21 protein-coding genes are annotated in these 20,528 nt (G+C 53.4%); 2 read left to right on the plus strand and 19 right to left on the minus strand.

The features are described 5' to 3' along the window. Positions 1 to 89: 89 nt before the first annotated feature. On the minus strand, positions 90 to 1,046 hold the full coding sequence (locus tag F3I44_RS10350; protein ID WP_150011291.1) for a 2-hydroxyacid dehydrogenase: 957 nt from the start codon (positions 1,044 to 1,046) through the stop codon (positions 90 to 92). Then, entirely contained in the window at positions 1,027 to 2,418 is a 1,392-nt protein-coding gene (locus F3I44_RS10355) for an MFS transporter (RefSeq protein WP_150011293.1), read from the minus strand. The genes F3I44_RS10350 and F3I44_RS10355 overlap by 20 nt, the downstream gene beginning before the upstream one ends. Before the next feature lie 419 nt (positions 2,419 to 2,837). On the opposite strand from F3I44_RS10355, the gene F3I44_RS10360 reads away from it, so the two are divergent. Beyond that, a complete protein-coding gene (locus F3I44_RS10360; protein WP_150011295.1) occupies positions 2,838 to 3,755 on the plus strand; it encodes a sugar ABC transporter substrate-binding protein in 918 nt (305 codons plus the stop codon). 35 nt (positions 3,756 to 3,790) lie between these two features. On the opposite strand, the gene F3I44_RS10365 is transcribed toward F3I44_RS10360, so the two are convergent. After that, positions 3,791 to 4,291, minus strand: coding sequence for a GNAT family N-acetyltransferase (locus F3I44_RS10365; protein ID WP_150011297.1), 501 nt, complete (start codon positions 4,289 to 4,291; stop codon positions 3,791 to 3,793). Positions 4,292 to 4,363: 72 nt separating this feature from the next. Here F3I44_RS10365 and F3I44_RS10370 point away from each other — a divergent pair, with 72 nt between their 5' ends. Next, the gene (locus F3I44_RS10370; RefSeq protein ID WP_150011299.1) at positions 4,364 to 6,196 is read left to right on the plus strand and encodes an ABC transporter ATP-binding protein; all 1,833 of its coding nucleotides are present in this window, start codon (positions 4,364 to 4,366) and stop codon (positions 6,194 to 6,196) included. On the opposite strand, the gene F3I44_RS10375 is transcribed toward F3I44_RS10370, so the two are convergent. From F3I44_RS10375 to F3I44_RS10450, 16 genes are all read right to left on the minus strand, one after another. Continuing rightward, positions 6,193 to 7,317 (minus strand): GNAT family N-acetyltransferase, encoded by a 1,125-nt coding sequence (locus tag F3I44_RS10375; RefSeq protein WP_150011301.1) that lies wholly within the window; start codon positions 7,315 to 7,317, stop codon positions 6,193 to 6,195. The genes F3I44_RS10370 and F3I44_RS10375 overlap by 4 nt on opposite strands. A gap of 161 nt (positions 7,318 to 7,478) precedes the next feature. After that, positions 7,479 to 7,808: a multidrug efflux SMR transporter gene (locus F3I44_RS10380; RefSeq protein WP_150011303.1), complete on the minus strand. Its 330-nt coding sequence runs from the start codon at positions 7,806 to 7,808 to the stop codon at positions 7,479 to 7,481. 53 nt (positions 7,809 to 7,861) lie between these two features. Continuing rightward, positions 7,862 to 8,239: a multidrug efflux SMR transporter gene (locus tag F3I44_RS10385; protein WP_150011305.1), complete on the minus strand. Its 378-nt coding sequence runs from the start codon at positions 8,237 to 8,239 to the stop codon at positions 7,862 to 7,864. A gap of 36 nt (positions 8,240 to 8,275) precedes the next feature. Beyond that, entirely contained in the window at positions 8,276 to 8,944 is a 669-nt protein-coding gene (locus tag F3I44_RS10390; RefSeq protein WP_150011307.1) for a hypothetical protein, read from the minus strand. A gap of 12 nt (positions 8,945 to 8,956) precedes the next feature. Beyond that, complete coding sequence (locus tag F3I44_RS10395; protein ID WP_150011309.1) at positions 8,957 to 9,577, minus strand: phosphate propanoyltransferase; 621 nt, start codon at positions 9,575 to 9,577, stop codon at positions 8,957 to 8,959. Then, on the minus strand, positions 9,574 to 10,014 hold the full coding sequence (locus tag F3I44_RS10400) for a BMC domain-containing protein (protein ID WP_150011311.1): 441 nt from the start codon (positions 10,012 to 10,014) through the stop codon (positions 9,574 to 9,576). The genes F3I44_RS10395 and F3I44_RS10400 overlap by 4 nt, the downstream gene beginning before the upstream one ends. 12 nt (positions 10,015 to 10,026) lie before the next feature. Further along, a complete protein-coding gene (gene cutD, locus F3I44_RS10405) occupies positions 10,027 to 10,968 on the minus strand; it encodes a choline TMA-lyase-activating enzyme (RefSeq protein ID WP_190285924.1) in 942 nt (313 codons plus the stop codon). A 53-nt stretch (positions 10,969 to 11,021) separates the two neighbouring features. After that, entirely contained in the window at positions 11,022 to 14,408 is a 3,387-nt protein-coding gene (cutC, locus tag F3I44_RS10410) for a choline trimethylamine-lyase (RefSeq protein WP_150011315.1), read from the minus strand. Positions 14,409 to 14,430: 22 nt separating this feature from the next. Continuing rightward, a complete protein-coding gene (locus tag F3I44_RS10415; protein WP_150011317.1) occupies positions 14,431 to 15,588 on the minus strand; it encodes a 1-propanol dehydrogenase PduQ in 1,158 nt (385 codons plus the stop codon). A 15-nt stretch (positions 15,589 to 15,603) separates the two neighbouring features. Next, entirely contained in the window at positions 15,604 to 15,861 is a 258-nt protein-coding gene (locus F3I44_RS10420; RefSeq protein WP_150011319.1) for a EutN/CcmL family microcompartment protein, read from the minus strand. Positions 15,862 to 15,883: 22 nt separating this feature from the next. Continuing rightward, positions 15,884 to 17,491 (minus strand): acetaldehyde dehydrogenase (acetylating), encoded by a 1,608-nt coding sequence (locus F3I44_RS10425; protein WP_150011321.1) that lies wholly within the window; start codon positions 17,489 to 17,491, stop codon positions 15,884 to 15,886. Between the two features lie 46 nt (positions 17,492 to 17,537). After that, a complete protein-coding gene (locus F3I44_RS10430) occupies positions 17,538 to 17,816 on the minus strand; it encodes a BMC domain-containing protein (RefSeq protein WP_150011323.1) in 279 nt (92 codons plus the stop codon). After that, entirely contained in the window at positions 17,813 to 18,115 is a 303-nt protein-coding gene (locus F3I44_RS10435; RefSeq protein WP_150011325.1) for a BMC domain-containing protein, read from the minus strand. Before F3I44_RS10435 ends, F3I44_RS10430 begins: the two co-directional genes overlap by 4 nt. A 16-nt stretch (positions 18,116 to 18,131) precedes the next feature. Further along, positions 18,132 to 18,410 carry a BMC domain-containing protein gene (locus F3I44_RS10440; RefSeq protein WP_150011327.1) on the minus strand — a complete coding sequence of 93 codons (279 nt, stop codon included), beginning with the start codon at positions 18,408 to 18,410 and terminating at the stop codon, positions 18,132 to 18,134. Positions 18,411 to 18,811: 401 nt separating this feature from the next. Next, positions 18,812 to 19,330 carry a FidL-like protein gene (locus F3I44_RS10445; protein WP_150019387.1) on the minus strand — a complete coding sequence of 173 codons (519 nt, stop codon included), beginning with the start codon at positions 19,328 to 19,330 and terminating at the stop codon, positions 18,812 to 18,814. Further along, complete coding sequence (locus F3I44_RS10450; RefSeq protein WP_150019388.1) at positions 19,327 to 20,136, minus strand: winged helix-turn-helix domain-containing protein; 810 nt, start codon at positions 20,134 to 20,136, stop codon at positions 19,327 to 19,329. Before F3I44_RS10450 ends, F3I44_RS10445 begins: the two co-directional genes overlap by 4 nt. Positions 20,137 to 20,528 lie beyond the last annotated feature (392 nt).

Here is a 20,528-nt window from a genome sequence, read left to right on the forward strand (position 1 = left end):
TTTTGTGCGGAGGCAGCGTGCGGACAAGTGGTCAGAGGAGAGGCATCCTGCCTCACGCTCTGTGCAGCATGGTTAAGTCATTGTTGCCGTTACACTACGCGGGTGAGCGCAGGCTCTCCACGGGCAATCGCCAGCATGTTCTCAAACACCAGGTCCGCCATCGCCGCCATGGTTTCGCGGGTGCTGCTGGCGATATGTGGCGTAATCACCACATTGTCGCGCTGGCGCAGGGCGTCAGGCACCTGCGGCTCCTGTTCAAACACATCCAGTCCGGCACCCGCGATCTGCCCGGTTTCCAGCGACGCCACCAGCGCCTGCTGATCCACCACACTGCCGCGTGCGATGTTAATCAGATAACCCTGCGGGCCCAGCGCCTGCAGCACATCCGCGTTAATGATGTGACGCGTTGCGGCCCCGCCTGGCAGCGTGAGCACCAGAAAATCGGCCTGCTGCGCCAGCGCCACCAGGCTCTCATGCCGGGTAAAGGGTACGTCGGGACGTGAACGCGGGTTGTAGTAGTGAATCTGCATATCAAACGCCTGCGCACGTCTGGCTACCGCCTGGCCGATATTGCCCAGCCCGACGATGCCGCACACCTTGCCGCCGATTTTGCTGCTCAGCGGAAAGCGCCCCTGCGACCAGTATCCGGCGCGCGTGAAGCGATCGGCCTCACTGATGCGGCGCGCCACATCCAGCAGCAGCGCCATGCCCAGATCGGCGACGCAATCATTCAGCACCTCGGGCGTGTTGGTCACCACAATGCCGCGCGACCGGGCGGCTTCCGTATCAATGCTGTCATACCCGACGCCGTTACTGCAGATCGCTTTCAGGTTGGGCAGCGCGGCGATCAGCGCGGCGGGTGCGCCCATTACCGCATTTCCGCTGGTAACCAGTATGTCGATATCTGCACCCTGTTCAGTCAGAAAGGCTGCCTCATCCTCCGCCTCCCACAGTCGAAAGGCGGTGAACGCGTTTTCGATATTCTCAATCAGCTCGGGTGGCAGAAACTTACCTTTTATCAGCACCTTATATTGCTTTAATGCCATCTTCTTTCTCCTGATTATTACAGGCCGCCGGGCGAGCGCGCTCATCGCCCACGCGTTCAATCGGTCCCATCACCAGCAGGAACAGCAGCGCCGCGACCACGCAGTGTGCCGCCACAAACGCCAGTCCGATGCTGTAGCTGCCGGTCAGCCCGACGATGATGCCGAACAGCAACGGCGTGGTGAAACCGGCGATATTGCCGATGCCGTTAAAAATGGACCCCGCCAGACCCACTGCCTCTTTCGGCGCAGTATCGCTGATCACCGTCCAGGTGCCTGCGCCCGCCGCGATGCCTTTGCCGAAAAAGGCGAAGGACATAATGGCGATGATGCCGCCATTACCGGGAATAATCGCCGCCAGCACCAGGCTCGACGCCATCAGCATGCCGACGATGTAGGGTGTTTTACGCGCCCAGGAGACGCTCCAGCCCCGGGCAATTAATTTGTCTGACAGGTAACCGCCGCTGATCCCGCCGAGAAAACCAAACAGCGCCGGAGCAATGGTGGCGAATCCCGCCTCCATAATGTTCATGCCGCGCGCCTGCACCAGATAGATCGGGAACCAGGTAATGAAGAAGTAGCTGAGCGCAATGATGCAGTACTGACCAAGATAGGCGCACCACAGCATGCGATTGGTGAACAGCTTTCTGAACATCGCTTTGCTGACCGGTGGCCGGGCCTTTAGCGTCTGCGCCGCGTCGATATCCACCAGCGCCCCGCCATCGATGATGTGGCGCAGTTCACTTTCCGATACGCCGGGATGGTTGCGCGGCTCGCGCATCCAGGCTGCCCAGACAAACACCGCCAGCAGGCCGATGCCACCCAGCGCAAAGAACGGCCACTCCCAGCCGAAGCGCGACACCAGCCAGCCTGACAGCGGTGAGAAAATGGCGACGGCAAAATATTGCGCCGAACTGAACAGCGATGATGCCCGTCCTCGCTCAGCACCAGGGAACCACATAATCACCACGCGCGCATTAGCGGGAAAGCTGGGTGCCTCAATGAGTCCCAGCATAAAGCGCAGACCAAACATCAGCATCAGCGCGCCGGTCATGCCGCTGGAGAATTCGCCCACAAATCCCATCGCCAGTGTCGAGACCGACCAGAGCGCCAGCGTGACGCCATACACTTTTTTGGCTCCGAAGCGGTCAAGGAACAGTCCGCCGGGGATCTGACCGATAACGTAGGCCCAGCTGAAGGCAGAGAGGATCAGTCCCAGTTGGATCGCTGACAGGCCGAACTCCTCTTTGATCGCCGATCCGGAGATCGAGAGGATCGAACGGTCGGCATAAGCCACGACCGACAGAAACAGGATCAGGCAGAGGATCCAGATGCGGACATGCGTTGTCCGTTGAGGCGTTGGGTCTTTAGGCATGAGCTGAATTCCTTAAAAAGCGGCAGGTTGTGCCACGAGGTTTTTTTCAGGAATAACGCTGAGATTTCCCGCTTCTGGAAATATAGATAGGAGGCTAACTAAGGGTCATTGTGCGGATGTTGAGATCGTCTGGTCCGAATAAACGATTTTCTGGCAACTGCCACAACTGCCCGTGCGGCGCTGCACAAAAGCGCGAAAAGCTGCGGCGCTTTGCCGCAGAGTGTGCGCCCGATCGGGGTTTTAACCGGCGCTGACAGCTATGACGCGGCAATTTCACGGCAAAATGTGGCGACGCTAGCAAGTGTGAAAAGGGCCGGTTGTCAAAGCTGACGGCAGTTCTTAAGCTGCAAATAATCCTGATTTTCTATTTTTAGAATAAATGAAAAATCCATTCCATCCGGTAACCTCTGGAGTCCGCAATGAAAAAACGTGCATGGGCATTACTCTTTCTGCTCTCTCTTTCCACGTCAGCGCTGGCAGAGAAGATTGGCGTCTCGATGGCCTATTTCGACCAGAATTTCCTGACCATTATTCGCCAGTCGATTGAAAAAGAGGCGAAAGCGCGTCAGCTTGATGCGCAGTTCGAAGATGCGCGCGGCGACGTCGGCCGTCAGACCGATCAGGTGCAGAGCTTTATCAGCGCCGGAGTGGACGCGATTATTGTCGATCCGGTCGACTCCGCCAGCACCCCAGCGCTGACGAAACTGGCACAGCAGGCGCACATTCCACTGGTCTACGTTAACCGCACGCCGGGCGATAAAACCCTGCCACCGGGCGTGGTGTTCGTCGGCTCTGACGAACGCGAGTCCGGTACGTTGCAGATGGAGGCGCTGGCGAAGCAGGCCGGTTACCGTGGCAATGTCGCCATCATGATCGGTAACCTCAGCGATGCGGGCGCACTGCTGCGCACCCGGGATGTGGAGCAGGTGGTGGCAAAGTATCCCGACATGAAAGTCGTGCTGAAGCAGACAGCCAACTATGCGCGCAATGAAGGCATGGATTTAATGCTCAGCTGGCTGTCGAACGGCGAAGAGATTGATATTGTCGCCGCCAACAACGACGAAATGGCGATTGGCGCGACGATGGCGATTGCGCAGGCGAAGCCGAAGAAGACCATTCTGGTGGGCGGTATTGATGCCACGCCGGATGGCCTGAAAGCGCTGGCGAGCGGCAAACTGGCGGTGACGGTTTTCCAGGATGCCGTGGGTCAGGGCAGAAAATCGGTTGAGGTGGCGCAGCAGATGATCAAAGGCCAGAAAGTAGCGTCCCATCAGTGGATCCCGTTTGAGCTGGTCACGCGGCAGAATATGCAGCAATACAGCACGAAAAATCCGTGATGCCGAACGGCGCGGCCGTGTGCCCGCGCCGTTTATTACGCGTCGTTCAGCAGCTTCGCCATCATCACGACATCGCGCAGCTGCCCGTCACGCAGGGCGGCCTGGCGCTTCACCCCTTCCCGCTCAAAGCCCAGCCGCTGATAGAGCCGCAGCGCCCGGTCGTTGTCGTGAAATACCTCCAGCTCCATACGGGTAATGCCCAGCCAGTTGCGGGAATAGTCGAGCGCGGTACGGATCAGGCGTTCACCGACGCCGCGTCCGGCAAAGTCAGGATGTACCCCCAGCCCAAAGCTGATGCAGTGGCGGGTGCGCGGCTTACTGTCGACAAACAGCGTCAGTTCACCCGCCAGCACGCCGTCGATTTCGGCGACAAAGGCGATAAAGCCCTCGGCATCCATTCTGGCAAATTTTTTCTCCCAGAGGGCGACGCTGGGAAACGGCAATTGCAGTGTCCAGGGGTAAACGTCCGGGTGACTGTAAAGCCGCTGATAGGCGGCAGCATCCTGCGGTTCCCGTGCCCGTATGACAATTTCCATATTTTCTCCTGTTAGCCGAATGGGGTTCATGCACTAAGCTGTAGCTCTTTACCGGACGGAAAGAGTATCGCTATGTTGTATCGCCGTTTTGAGCGTTTTATCAATATATTTCAGGACGCACCCACCGATTCGCCCCCCTCAACGGTCTGGTCGTTTTACCTCTACTACCTGCGCCAGGTCTGGCCCAGTTTTGCCGCGCTGCTGGTGGTAGGGCTGGCGTCAGCCCTGATTGAAGTGTCGCTGTTCAGCTATCTGAGCCGCATTATCGATATGGTCAATCACTCCACGCCGGCCACCCTGTTTCGGGATAACTGGCCGATACTGCTGTGGATGGGCGCGGTGGCACTGATTCTGCGGCCGGTTTTTATCGCCCTGCACGACATGCTGGTGCATCAGAGCATCAGCCCGAGCATGACCAGTCTGATTCGCTGGCAGCATCACAACTACGTGCTGCGTCAGAGCCTTAACTTCTTCCAGAGCGATTTTGCCGGGCGTATCGCCCAGCGCATTATGCAGACCGGCAGTTCACTGCGTGATTCTGCGGTGCAGCTGGTAGATGCCATCTGGCATGTGCTGATCTACGCCGTGACCTCGCTGGTACTGTTTGCCGATGCCGACTGGCGGCTGATGATTCCGCTGATTATCTGGATGGTGGCCTACAGCGCCTCGCTGCGTTTCTTTGTGCCGCGCGTTAAAAAACGTTCGGTGGTCTCCTCGGAAGCGCGCTCAAAGCTGATGGGTACCATTGTTGACGGCTACACCAACATCGCCACCATCAAGCTGTTCGCCCACAGCGACCTGGAACGTCAGTATGCGCGCGAGGCCATTCAGGAGCAGACTGATAAAACCCAGCACGCCAGCCGCATGGTCACCAGCATGGATCTGACGTTGTCGGCGCTCAACGGCCTGCTGATTGTCTTGACCTCCGGCCTGGCATTGTGGCTGTGGAGCCAGTCGCTGATCAGCGTCGGGGCGATCGCACTGGCGACCGGGCTGGTGATCCGTCTGGTGAACATGTCCGGCTGGATCATGTGGGTGGTTAACGGCATCTTCGAGAATATCGGCATGGTGCAGGATGGCCTGAACACCATTGCGCAGCCGCTGAGCGTGCAGGATGCACCGCAGGCGAAGCAGCTGAAGGTGACGCGTGGCAACATCCGCTTTGAGAATGTGCGCTTCGATTATGGCGGTGGCCGTCAGGTGATTAACGGTTTTAACCTCGACATCAGACCCGGTGAGAAAATTGGCCTGATTGGGCCTTCGGGTGCCGGTAAATCGACGCTGGTGAACCTGCTGCTGCGCCTCTATGACCTGAACGGTGGGCGGATTGTGATCGACGAACAGGATATCGCCGCCGTGACCCAGGAGAGCCTGCGCAGCCAGATTGGCATGATCACCCAGGACACCTCGCTGCTGCATCGCTCAATCCGTGAAAACCTGCTCTATGGCCGTCCCGACGCCACTGAAGAGGAGTTGCGACTGGCGATTCACCGCGCCCGCGCCGATGAGTTTATTCCGCTGCTCTCTGACTCGCTGGGCCGCACCGGGCTGGATGCGCACGTGGGCGAGCGCGGCGTGAAGCTGTCGGGCGGCCAGCGTCAGCGTGTGGCGATTGCCCGCGTGCTGCTGAAGGATGCGCCGGTTCTGATCATGGATGAGGCGACCTCAGCGCTCGACTCCGAAGTGGAAGCCGCCATTCAGGAGAGCCTGGAGTCCTTAATGCAGGGCAAAACGGTTATCGCGATTGCGCACCGCCTGTCGACCATCGCGAAGATGGATCGGCTGGTGGTGCTGGATAAAGGCGGCATTGCCGAGATGGGCAGCCATCAGGAGTTGCTGGCGCAGAACGGTCTTTATGCCCGACTGTGGCAGCATCAGACCGGCGGGTTTGTCGGCGTCGATTAATCGCCGCGTCGATAGGGTAAGGCGTCGCGCGCTTCTTCCGCCCAGCCGCGTACGCCTTCCCGCTCCTGCACCAGAAAATCTGCCACGGCCTCGCGCAGGCCGGGATGCAGCAGATAGTGCCAGGAGTGGGTAATCTGCGGCTCAAAGCCGCGCACCAGCTTGTGCTCACCCTGCGCCCCCGCATCAAATCGCGTCAGCCCTTCATCAATCGCTAAATCCATCCCCTGATAGAAACAGGTTTCGAAGTGCAGCCGGTCAAACTCCGCCAGACAGCCCCAGTAGCGGCCATAGAGCGTGTTGCTGTCGCGCAGATAAAAGGCCATCGCCGCCGGTTGCTGCTGTAAGCGGGCAATCACCACCACAATATTTTGCGGCATCCGCTCCGCCAGCAGGCTGAAGAAGTCGCGCGTCAGGTAGGGCCGCTGGCCTCGCACCGCATAGGTATTGGCGTAACAGGTATAGACAAAATCCCACTGATCTTCGCGCAGCTGACAGCCCGGATAGCGGTCAAACTCAAAGCCGCTTTGCGCCACCTGCTCGCGCTCTTTACGCAGCTGCTTGCGCTTGCGCGACATCAGCGTGTCCAGGAAATCCTGAAAATCGCGGTAGCCACGGTTATGCCAGTGATACTGACAGCCGAGCCGGGAGAGCCAGTCGGGCTGATCGGCCAGCAGCAGGTTCGCCTGCGCATCGGTAAAGTTGATGTGCGCGCCGCTTAAGCCGTGCTGCAACAGGCTCTCCGGCAGGGCCGATAGCAGCTGTGCGGCGGCTGAGGCGTCACCCAGCAGGCGCGCGCCGCTGACCGGACTGAAGGGAATTGCCCCCAGCCATTTCGGGTAGTAGCGGATCCCGGCGCGCTGGCTGGCATCCGCCCAGGCGTGATCAAAGACATACTCGCCCTGAGAATGATATTTCTGGTAGCCCGGCAGCGCGGCGCGCGTTACGCCCTTTTCCCGCCACAGCAGATGATCAGGCTGCCAGCCCGATGCAGGCCGCACGCTGCCGCTCTCTTCTAAGGTGAGCAGAAAAGCGTGGCGCAAAAACGGCTGGTCATCAGGCAACAGCGCATCCCACTCGGCGGCCGGGATCGCCGCCAGTGACGACAGGTGAATCAGCGACATGAATTACTCCAGAGAACGTCGGGCAGAGCGTCAGTCAAGCAGGTTTTCCGCGCCAGCGAAAGGGTTAAGGCACGCAAAGTGAAAAGCAAAATGTGATTTTTTCTGTATCAGAGCTGTTGTTTTTGCGCCTTCACATTAAGGAGTGAAGACGCAGACTGGATTTACATGCTGGAAAAAACATTCATGATCACACCACCCGAAATAATCAACGCCATGGCGACAATTGCAGGTAAATCGGGTTTTTGCTTATACAAAATCATTGAGCAAAGGGTAACGCCAACAATGCCAAAACCACACCACAATGAATAGGCAACGCCTACCGGAATCGTACTCATCGCGTGGGTCAATGAAAAATAGCAAAGGCCGTAGGCACACACGACCAGTAGCGAGGGGGCTAGCTTGCTAAAGCCCTGGGTCTTTTTAATCATGGAGGTGCCAGTAATTTCGGCACCAATAGAGAGCGCAAGCCATAAAAATCCGAGGTTAAACATAACGTCATCCTTTCCTGATAATTAGAGACTTTATTGTCAATAACAGAAGTAACTTATTTAGCGTGGCTCTCTTCGCTCTCTTCGCTGCCCATTTTTGAAAAAATATTCATAATAATGATACCGCTCGCGATAACTCCCATGCCAATAATGGCGGCGACGTCCGGATGCTGACCATATAAAGCCATCCCCAGGACAGAAACCACAAGAATACCGGTACCGGACCAGGTAGCATATGCCAGGCCGACAGGAATATTCTTTACGGCCCGTGACAGCGAGTAATAGCAAATACAATAAAGAATAACCAGCAAGCCAAGCAGAAATATTTTGGCACCTCCTTCACAACTGCCAAATAATTTAAGAGTTGATGTTGCTAAAGTTTCGGAAACAATAACCAGCAACATCCATAGCCAGCACTTTGTTTTTAAGCACATAAATTAAGCTCCAGGTTTTATATTAAAGATAAGGTGCTATTTTCTGTTGTTTACAAATTCCATAGCGGCATCGGTTAACCGCACTTCAGGAGATGATGCAAGCGCCGGATTATTTTTCAGGTCGGTGACGGTGAGATAACGCCGCTTGTTGGTCTTCGTAAGCGCTGCAGACTCGCCCCCCATTGCCAGTTTGTCCAGTAGTTCATTCATTGTGCAGAGCGTAATACCGCATTCTGTCAGTCGCGCCAGCGTGACCTGTATGTGTCGCTGATAAGCCGCATCAGGCTGCACGCCCAGTAGCTGATTAAGCTCACTGGTGGGATCGCAGTGATAGCGTAGCGCCATCACTGGCACCCCTTTGAGCAGGGCCTCATGCACGTGCCGGGCAAGCGGGTTTTGCAGAGAGCCATTCACCAAATCGGCTGCCAGCGGATAGTCGAGAAACGGCAGCAGCAGCGCCCGATACGGCGTGTTATGCAAGGTTTCCTGCCAGCTATTCGCCGAAAGCGTGTCTCCTATGCTCTGCCACTGATCGGCATCACTAATGCTTTTGTCCAGCAGGAGATGCAGACGGTATCCACACCTCGCCAGCCGGTTGCGAATAGCCTGCCGATAGCCTGCGGTGCCGGATATCATCACCAGTACCGGCTGCGTTAGTCGCTGAATAATGCGCTCGATCAGGCATTCAATCTGTTCATCATTCATGGCGGTCACCGGTCAAACAATCAAAGTGACCTGGCCGCCGTTTTTCAATCCGGCAGCATTGGCCTCTTCGGTATCAATATGAAACTCCAGCGCGAAGTCTTCCCGCACCCGCACCACCACTTCATCGAAAATCAGTTGACGCTCACCCTCACTGCGTACCCTGACCTTCTGCCCGTTAGCAACATTTAGCTGGCGGGCATCCTGCGGCGACATATGGATATGCCGCCAGGCACAGATCACCTTAGAGTTCAGTTCGACGTGGCCGGCCGGACCGATAAGTAGCGCGCTGCCTGCGTTCTCCAGCTGACCGGACTCACGCACCGGTACTTTAATCCCAAGCGTAAATCCATCGGCCACGGAAATTTCCAGCTGAGAAACCTGGCGGGTTGGTCCAAGCACGCGAACGCTTTTCAGTGAGCCTTTAGGGCCGACCACAGTGACACACTCCTGAGCGGCAAATTGTCCCGGCTGGCGCAACGGTTTAAACGGCGTAAGGATGTAACCTTCGCCAAACAGCGCTTCAACATCCTGCTGTGACAGATGGACGTGGCGATTAGAGATACCAACCGGGATAGCTGGTGAGACCGGAGTCATGCGAACAGCGATTTTTTTATGGAGCAGAGTGTCGATCATGCCTTCTTCCCTCTTTTCATGGCTTTGTATTTCTCTTCCGTCCGATCAGACGCAGGTAGTGAAACTGACTCAATGGAAGCATTTATTTCCGGTGATGTCGGTACGATACCGTCAGCTTCGACCTCCACGGGTGCATTCACCTTCACCTCTGCATAGGGCGGATAGCCTTTTAACCGGCTGAGCGCGTCAGTCACGCTCAATTCCGGCCGGGCGATGACCAGCGAACAGGCCTGCTGGCCGACGGCCATAAGAACAGCCACTCCGCGCTCAATGGCCGTACGAATCGCGCTGATCTCCCCTTCAAAACAGACGCTTACCCGCCCCGAACCCACCTTGCGGTAACCAATACAGTTTACCTCTGCGCATTTACAGGCAGCATCGACGACCTGAATAGCCGCCACAAATCCTCGTGTTTCAATTACACCTAAACTTTTCATTGCCAGCTCCTGTTAATGGCGGACCAAGCGAATATCGAAATCAAACTGCGTAAAAAAACTTTCCAGCTGGTTTAGCTCTTCGCCGGAGTAAGTCGGGTCCTGAGTGATGGGATAGGTCATATCAAGATGATCATATTTTTTACGTCCAAGCTGGTGATAAGGCAGCATGTCAATGCGGCGTATATTCCCGCGTTTCGCCAGTTTTTTTACGTAGTCAATCGCTCCGGTAATCGCCTCCCATGAGTCGTTATAACCGCGAACCAGCGGCATACGGATAATGACATTAGCGCCAGAGTCCACCAACCATTCCAGATTACGGCGAATACCTTCATTACCGATGCCAAATAATGCTTTATGCCGGTTGCTATTAATTTGCTTAATATCGAATAAGAAAGTGTCGGTTACAGGTGCTAGTTTTTGATAATTCGTCAGCGACGTGGTGCCCTGAGTTTCGACTGCGGTATTGATCATCATATTTTTGCACTCACGAAATAACGCGACAGCAAAATCAGTCTGCAGACTCATTTCACCACCACCAATGGTTACCCCACCGCCAGAAGAAATATAGAAATCATAATCCTGCATAATGACCGCCATTAATTCACTGACAGTCACGTCTCTTCCCATAATATCCAGTGCATTCCGGGTACAAACGTCCTGGCATTTACGGCATCCTATACATTCTTTATTTCGATTAACAAAGTGTTTCAATTTACCTTGCTCATCTTTCTGGAAATGAATGCCTGCCGGGCATACGCTGACGCAGTTGCCACAGTTGATACATTTATCCTGAGAAAACATCACCTGAAACTGGCTTGATAATCCTTCCGGATTCGCACACCATGGGCAGCATATATTGCAACCCTTAAAAAAAACCAGTGTGCGAATACCTTCGCCATCATAGATGGAATATTTTTGAATATTGAAAATACGCCCGGTTAGTTCTTTATCCACACCTGCCTCCTGAATAATCCTGAGGACATCCTTGTCCAGTAAGCCGTCTGCTATCAGAATTTTTCAATTACCGTACGGCTAATAATCTCGTCCTGGACTTCTTTACATAATTCAACGAAGTAGGCGCTATAGCCCGCTACACGGACAATCAGATCGCGGTATTTTTCAGGTTCCTGTTGCGCTTTTTTCAGTACATCGTTATCGACATAGCTGAACTGCATCTGGCCATTACCCAGAATCGACGCGGTGCGCAACAGTGTGATCAATCCGTTACGCCCTTCCGGCGTATCAAGCAGCCCTTTAAGAAATTTGAAGTTATGCACCATGCCGATATTCATGGTTTCCACATTCATCTTGCTTACCGACTTGATAATTGCTGTGGGACCATGCTTATCAGCTCCCTGGGTCGGACTGATCCCGTCGGAAAGCGGCATCCATGCCAGACGGCCATTTGGGGTGGCGTTAGTCAGCTCACCGATTGGTGTATTATTTGATATCGACAGGGTGCCGTGGCTAAGCGTCGAGTAAAGCATCTTGTATTTACGGCACTCACGCTCGGTCCACTCGGTGATATCCAGCGCGTACTGGTCAACAGAGTTATCATCATTGCCATATTTCGGCGCATTCAGGCAGTCGCGGCGCAACGCTTCATAACCTTCAAAGTTCGCCAGCAATGCGTCACGGATTTGCTCAAGGGAATATTTCTTATCCTCGTAGACCAGTTTGCGGATAGCGGCGAGAGAGTCGACGTAGGTCGCAAGTCCCGAGAAGATCAGACCCGGCCCGTGATTGATCATCGCACCACCTGCAGATACATCTCTACCTTGCTCCATGCAACCTTCAACCAGCAGTGACATTAAAGGCTTTGGTGCCACGTCTCGGTGAACACGCTGACTGATGACAGTGCCTATCGCTGACAAACGAATAATATGGGCAATCTGCTTTTTCACTGCCGCGTCAAACTGTTCAAAAGTGCGCAGATCACGCAGGTCACCGGTATCCAACCCTTGATAGCTGTCGAACAGCACCATCCGGCCACGGTTCAGCACAAACTCAATAGCAATAGGCCACTGGGTGTAGCCGGTTGAGGTCCACTGATAGATACGTCCGGATTTCTGTGGCTCAACGCAGCCCATCAGGCAGTAATCGCGGGCGTCTTCAAAATCAAAACCTTTACGCAGCATCATTTTGATATGCGAGTCATCAAAGTGACAGGCCGGGAAGCCCATCCCCGCTTTCACCACGTCGACGATTTTTTCCATATACTTCTGCGGCGACTGATTGTGAATGCGACAGGCCAGCGAGGGCTGGTAAACTTTGACAAAGCGTACGGCGTCCATAATTATCCAGGTCAGGTCGTTACAGGCATCGCCGCCTGAGCGCTTCTGGCCGCCGACGGTCAGATTGATAAACGGCTGATAACCCGCAAAGTATTTCGCCCCTAGTTCGCTGGACATCCACATCAGCTCGGCACACTTGATGATAAACGCCTGCATCATTTCCAGCGCACTATCGTGAGTCAGGCGGCCTTCGCGGATATCAGCTTCAAACATCGGATAGCAGTACTGATCGACGCGCCCCAGCGACAGACCCGTCTGGTTCTCTTCAATTTCGAACAGTGACTCCACCGTCCAGATGCTTTGCAACGCTTCCTGAAAGGTTTTCGGTGGATTTGCCGGTACATTCTGGTTGACATCAGCAATCAACAGTAGCTCCGTACGACGCTGAATGTTCTGTTCTTTCGCTGCCAGTTCCCGGGCATGGGCGGCGATACGATGCGCGTAATTGACCACGCCTTCGCAAGTTTCAATCGCGGCTTTGTAGTAGTATATGCGGTCAATATCACCCGGATTTTCCATGCTAAGCTGCGCGAGATGCGCTTCCGCATCGGCTTTAATACCGTTCATTCCTTTGGTGAATAGCAGCACGTCGTAGCCCGGGCAGGTATCGCCGCCGCCATTAATCTGGTGGTAGGAGAGATCGCTGACAAAAGTCTCGCCGCTGAATGCCCACACCCCGGCTTCGCGATACTGTGCCTCGCAGATCTCATCCAGTGAACGGCCCTTCCAGAACGGCACAATCTCTTCACGGATGGTTTTTTTATCTTCCTCGCTGATCTCAAAGGGGTCCTGCGGCCGGGTGCTCATAGTGTCGAGCTCATCGCGTACCCAGCGCCAGGCGATATCCGGCGAGAATGCGCCTGCTCGTGGCTTGCCGCACGGATGACCGACGATCAGCTCATCATCCTGGATCAGGATTGGTGCGGTTTCGCAGGCGTGTCGAAAGGCTTTGGCGCGCAACAGAATGGTCGGCATTCCCGGATTAGCTTTTACCACTTCGGTAAAGGCAAGGGCGCGATAGATTGAAACACTGGGGCGAACGGTCAGGTAGTGGCTACGCAGTCGTTGCATGCGCGGGGTAAGACCTTCTGATGTTGCCACTTCGCGACAGGCCGCAAACGGTGTGGTGGATACCTGTTGTACACCGCTGTACAAACGCACCGGCAGATGCAGGGCGCTGAGGTTCTGCTGAGCGCTGAGGAACATATCGGAGAGTTCGTTAATACGTGCATTTTCAAGGTCCGCGCCATGCAGCATGGCATCGAACATCGGGTAGCCCTCAATGGCACTGGCAGCACGTACTTCGCAAAGTGTAGCCAGCTTAAACCACAGGCTCTCGACAATTTCATACGCCTGTTGCGCAGAGAGCGCGCCGCGGGTGATATCGTTTTGATACCATGATAATAATGCTTTGTCGGCACCTTCCGGATTGACCGCGTAGCTACCATTATCCAGCTGCAGTGCAAGCTGGAACAAATAGAAGGTCTGGCAAGCTTCCTTAAAGTTTCGTGCCGGATGAGCCGGAATATGGTGCAGCATAGCGGCGCTTTCCCGCAGCTCGGCTTGCCTGTAGGGGTTGCTCTCTTCTGCCGCTAAATTCTCAGCGCTCTCTGCCAGTTTCTTCGCCAGAGTCATCAAAGCATCGCAGGCATAAATCGCTGCACGGCAGCCATTAACCTCGTCCATACCACTGCGGCTGACGGTATTACCCAAAACGCGGACTTTCTCTTCCAGTTGATGTTTGATCGCCAGCACACCTTTCCCGATAACCAGCATGTAGTCCGGGGAATCAATCTCACAATTCAGATTCAGGAACCGGAATACGGAAGGACGATGTGTGGCGATCTCTTCATGGAAAATGGCTCCATGCGGTTTCCGGCTCTGATTGCCGACGATGAGTTCGTCAGGATTGATGCTGACCGGAAGCCGGCGCATCAGCTCATAGAAGCGACGAGCCGGTTTAACCGCGGCAGGAACGCCTCCGATCTCACTATCCAGTTCGCTCAGCGTGGTAACATGTTCAGTGCAAAGGATGCTTTTGTTTGCCAGTAGCCGTTCTGCCAATACTTTGACGCGCGGTGTTAAAGTGTAGTGTGCCATAGGTAATGTTCTCCAGATCTTGTTATAAGCGGCCCTGAGTGGCGTTACCGGTCCATGCCCGGCGATAGATTTCGGTTAATGCCTGTGCGTCTGCCGTGCCTGGATTTGTCGGAGTACAGCTATCACGCAAGGCCTGACCGGCCATCTCTTCAAGTCGTCGTTCAAAATCCTCAGCATCAACGCCGGTATCTCGTATGCCAGCAGGCATCATCATTTCGTCCTTCAATGCCTGAATGGCGATCAGCAGGCTGGCGACGCCCTGACGGGTAGTGGCTGCCGGCAAATCCAGCAGATGTGCTAATCGGGCATATTTGCAGGCGGCATCGGTATCGCACGCACCCTGGAAATCCGCATTCCACGCGACCACTTCCGCCATCAGCAGCGCGTTGGCTCGGCCATGCGGTATGCGGAAAATAGCGCCAAGCGCGTGGGCCAGGCTGTGGGTAATACCGAGCGAAGCATTGGTGAAGGCCATTCCCGCCATACAGGAGGCGTTATGCATTTTTTCCCTTGCCAGCAGATCATGCCCGTTGCGCCAGCAGCCCGGCAGATAGCGGAAAACCTGTTGCACCACCTTCTCTGCCAGCGCATCGGAAAAGTCGCTGGCAGCCAAAGAGACATAGGCTTCCAGCGCATGGCACAGAACGTCCATGCCAGTATCTGCGGTAATCGCGGGTGGAACCGAAGCCACCAGCGCTGGATCGAGAATGGCAATATCTGGTAGCAGTGACGAATCGACTAACACCAGCTTTTCGTTATGCGCCTTTACGACAGAAAAGGCGGTGACTTCTGAACCAGTACCGCTGGTGGTGGGGATCGCCACAAAACAAGGCGGCTCTCGATAAGCGTCCGGACGCGTTTGCGCCAGGGCGAAAATGACCGCTTTGGCTGCATCGATCACTGAGCCGCCGCCCAGCGCGATAACAAGATCCGGATATGGGTTATCCATCAGCTTCATACCACGCACCACGGTGGCGATATCCGGGTCGGCCATCACGTCGTCCCAGACCTGAAACGCAAGATTGCGCTGGCGCAGCCTATGCGTGATACGCTCGGCCAGGCCAAATCTGACCATCGACTGATCGGTGACTAACAAGACCCTATGGGCTGGCAGCTCATCGAGGATGGAAAGCGCATCCTGACCAAAACGAATGCGAGGTTTCAGCGAAAATTCACTCATTGGACTGTTCTCTCCTTAGCGGTCCCGAAACACCTGCTCAACAATCGCAATGACAGACATCGCCTTGTAACGATCTTTATTGAGCGCCAGGTACTCTTCAACCAGCACAATGTCGTGCATACCCGCACCAACGTTATCAATGGCAGCCCAGGTGTGGTCTTTTATCGGCTGAAGGTCATCATCTAGTTTGCTGATCAGTAACAGGTTGCTTCCACGTAGCTCATCGCACTTTTGCGTGGCGACGACATGACCGACTACCTTTGCAAGCATCATTTTATCGCCTTATATCAGTAGTTTATTTAACAAGGCGTTCAAGCACCTGACGAATAACGCGTTCCACATTTTGCTCACTGATTTCGTCTGCTATACCAACGTTAGTGGTGGCAAAACGGTCATCTGCCCGGCCAGTATCAGATGCTGGGCTGGTTATCACCGATGTTGAGGAATGAAAGCGCTCATCGTTTAAGATGCTGTGATTCGGGTTATCGGCTGCGCTGACAGGAGTCGGATGCGATTGCGTGCCGTTGACTGGCGCGTGGAGTTCATCAATGGAGCGCACGCCATAGCCCACTTTGCGGATGTTGAGCAGGTTCATTGGCCCGACGTTGTCAGAGCTGGACCCTCCGCCTGCCGCGCCGCAGCCGAGGGTCAGGGCTGGCGTGATATTGGTGGTCGCGCCGATGCCTCCCAGCGCCGCCGGAGTATTGATCAGAATGCGATTAACGGGTTTTTCGAGGCAGAACTGACGAATCACATCCCGGTTACGCGTGTGGATCACCAGCGTATGGCCAAGCCCTTCGTTGGTAAGCAGTTCCACTACGCGATGGCAGGCAGCCTTCCAATCCTCTTCAATGTAAAAACCGAGCACCGGGCACAATTTTTCACGCGAGTATGGATTGCTATGTGAAACGAGGGTCTGCACGGCAATCAACACGCGGGTCGTCGTCGGGACAGAGAATCCGGCCATCTGGCTGAGGCAGACAGCTGTTTTACCTACCATTTTGGGGTTGATAGCGCCGTTCGGACGCAGTAGCAGGGCCGCCAGTTGCTGCGCCTCATTTTCGTTCATAAAATACGCGCCCTGAGCTTCCAGCTCGCGATAAACATCGTCGTAAATACAGCGTTCGACGATGACTGACTGCTCAGAGGCGCAGATTACGCCATTATCAAAGGTTTTGCTGGTGATGATGTCTTTCACTGCCTGATGAATATCAGCGCTGCGTTCGATAAATGCCGGACCATTCCCTGGCCCTCCGCTGATGGTTGGGGTGCCGGAAGCATAAGCTGCGCGCACCATCCCCTCACCACCGGTCGCCAGAATCAGCGAGACGTCCTTGCTGTGCATCAGTTCTGAGGTGGCTTCAAGCGTTAACTGACTTATGCCGTCAACGCTACCGGCCGGTGCTCCTGCCGCCTCTGCAGCGCGTTTAACAATTTCAATGGCTTTCCAGCTGCACTGACGTGCGCCGGGATGAGGAGAAAAGATAATCGCGTTGCCTGATTTCAGCGCAATCAGCGTTTTGTAGATGACTGTAGAGGTTGGATTAGTCGAGGGCACCAGCGCACAGATCACCCCGAGTGGCACGCCCACATCCATCACTTTTTGTACAGGGTCGTCATGAATGATGCCGACGGTCTTCATATCCCTGATGGCGTCATAAACACGTAGCGAGGCGAAACGGTTTTTCAGCACCTTATCCTGCCAGTTGCCAAAACCGGTTTCTTCTGCGGCTATTTTCGCCAGCATCTCGGCCTGATTCGCCGCCTCCTGAGCCACGTTTTTTACAATGGCGTCTATTTGCTGCTGCGAGAAAGTAGCCAGAATAGCCTGTGCCTTTTTAGCATTACGCACCAGATGCCGGGCATGCTGTCGGGATTGCAAATCGTTATCCAGTTCACTCATGATTCTATCCTTTAAAAGTCTTGAGATGGCGCGGCCAACTGTCAGATCAGGCTTTGTGCTGAGACGCAATCTTTTCGATATCGTGATGCGGCCGGGCAATGACGCGAGAGGCAACCACTACCCCAACGCGCCTTGCTGCCGTAATGCCAGAGTCCACGGCGGCATTCACCGCACCGACATCACCTTTCACCATGGCTGTAACCAATCCGGATCCAACATTTTCATAGCCAATCAACTCGACGTTGGCGGCCTTGCACATGGCATCTGCCGCTTCAATACAGGCCGCCAGACCTTTGGTTTCAATCAATCCAAGTGCTTCTTTCATCTGATTTGCTCCGGTAATTCCGCCATTTGATATTGCGCGATAATTTTGTTGATATCGTTATGCGGGCGAGCGATAACCAGCGATGTCACCACTTCTCCGATGCGTTGCGCCGACTCCATACCGGAATCCACCGCCGCCTTTACGGCACCAACATCACCTTTCACCATCGCGGTGACCAGGCCAGAGCCAACATTTTCATAACCAATCAGCTCGACATTGGCTGCTTTACACATTGCATCTGCTGCTTCAATGCAGGCCACCAAACCTTTAGTTTCAATTAACCCTAATGCATCACCCATGTGCGTTCTCCTGTCCTCAAGCCTTGTGTTTAATGACGATTTTATTGATGTCGTTATGCGGTCGCGCAATAACCAGCGACGTCATCACTTCTCCGGTGCGCTGAGCGGATTCAACGCCGGAATCAACCGCTGCTTTCACCGCACCGACATCTCCCTTCACCATGACAGTGACCATGCCTGAACCAATATTTTCATAGCTAATCAGCTCAACATTGGCGGACTTGCACATGGCATCCGCTGCTGCAATACAAGCCACCAGACCTTTGGTTTCAATTAGCCCTAATGCATCACCCATGCTTTTCTCCTCCGGAGCAAATTTGTAAGTCGGGAAACCGCTGCTAATCGACATATACCGATTGAAGCGGCGCTCGGACCCACTATAGGCAGCAAGGGGTAAAGTGAAATTTAAGTTTGATGGCTGGTTATTTTCAGAATTTAACTCTGCAAATTAGCCTTTTAAGGCCGCTTTTTCATGCTTTTGTCCTGCCAGAGTTTCAGGACATCAACACAAATAGCGCGTTATTTTGATAAGTATGAGAAAGCAATTTTGATGTAAAAATTCTGATCAATTTGTGTGCGCTCAGTGTTATCTGGATATCCGGGAACTGTGGTGAAAGTCATACTTTAATCAGAAGGGTAAATGCAAAAAGTGCGGTTTATGTTAGCCAGTCTGCATGGCAATAAAAGATGGAGAGATTAATCGATTTTGCTGCCCGATCTCAGGGCGCAAATAAAAAGCGGGGAGTTAATAGAGCTAAGTAAAATCGTCTTATCATTGAGTTTCTGAGCATTCAGAAACAGTCCATCCTGGCTATCTGACATCTCCAGCATAAAGTAATCGAAGATAACATCTGGAGATTCATCGATAGGCGACGCGCTGGATTTCCACTGGCTAATACGATACTGGCGATCTGTTGCTGAAACACGCCTGCTGGAATAACTGAATGTCACGTAACACTGTAAATAATGCGAACCAGTCGCGGAGTCCGTATAGCCCTCAACGACCATTGAACCTTTTCCCTCAGGCCCAAAGTTGAAGTAAACGTTACCATTAACATTTTCATCTTCCATGTTTTCAAACCGCATAATAGTTTTGGAAGAGCAACTCATCATCCCGACGCGTGATGCGATAAATAACTTCCCGATACTGAATCCAGTTGCAGCTACAAACGCTAAAGCAGAAAACATAAAAAAAGCACGCGGAGTGACTTTCATTGCGATTTCCATGCATAGTAAAAATAGTTATCGCAGTAGCTGAATGGCTGAGCTTCATGGATGGCGCAACGGGCAAGAAAAAGTCGACCAAGGCCATTAGTTTCAAGCCTGTCGCTGTAGAAAAAAACAAAATGTTCCCCCTTATGGCACGCCAGGTTTAAACGCTGACGAACGACTTCAAAGTTTTTCCTATAAATAGCGGTGGCGACTGAATGCAGCATTTCGTCACTGGCCAGCAGCTCGCATGGCTGCGCGCTAATCCGGGTAAAATTCATCACGCGTAACGTATTCCTGTTCATTAGCATAAAAATAACTAACAACATTGCAATACTTAGCAAGATGCTACCTGCCAGATACCAGTATCTGGCCTGTGTCTCACCAGAAGGTGGGATAACGACCTTTACCTTAGATGAAATCGAAGGCAGAGGCGTTGAAATTGGCTCGGGTGGTGTTTCTGTCAAGGGAACAGACTCAATCGTAAGTGGCTCGATAACAATATCAGGGTTAAGTTGCAGAAAACCCCGCGAAACACTGACGATGATATTATCCACGTCATAATGGCGCAAAGTTTTACGCAACATACTCAGATACTGATTCAGATTACTATTCGATGACGTTAATCCATTGTCGTCCCAGACTTTTTTAAGGACCTGATTGCGGCTTACAAGTTCAGTGTGGTGCAGGAAATAATAAAGCAGCGCGCCAGCAGTGATTGAGAGCTGGCTGTCCGGCTCATTACAATCCGGAAGCGTGAGTGTGTTGTCTGTGGCATCATAAATCACTCGGCCACCGATTTTGTAGCGCATAGCTGATTCACTCTGAATAACATTCTTCTGATTTATCACTTTCTTCCGATCAGCATGACCTTCACCTACATTTCTTCAATCTGAAAACTTTTTATGACTGGCCCGCTAAAGTAGCGTATTAACACATTCATGGCGCATCATTATGTTAAAAATTCACAATCTTTGTTAAACATTAATATTCCTGCACATGAGCTTAAATCTATGTATGTTTCTGACAAATTTCGCTTTCATAAGAATAAGCATACTGACCAGGCAATGTACCTTTTCTTGATTACCATCAAGATGAAAAGAATAAACGTATAAAAAGATTTTATTATTGCGCGCTGGCTCACAATTTATCATTGCAGCAGATCATAATCTACTGAACCACCATTAATACACTGTGATCAGTA

Source organism: Pantoea sp. F_5 (assembly GCF_008631595.1).
Classification (GTDB): domain Bacteria; phylum Pseudomonadota; class Gammaproteobacteria; order Enterobacterales; family Enterobacteriaceae; genus Pantoea; species Pantoea gossypiicola.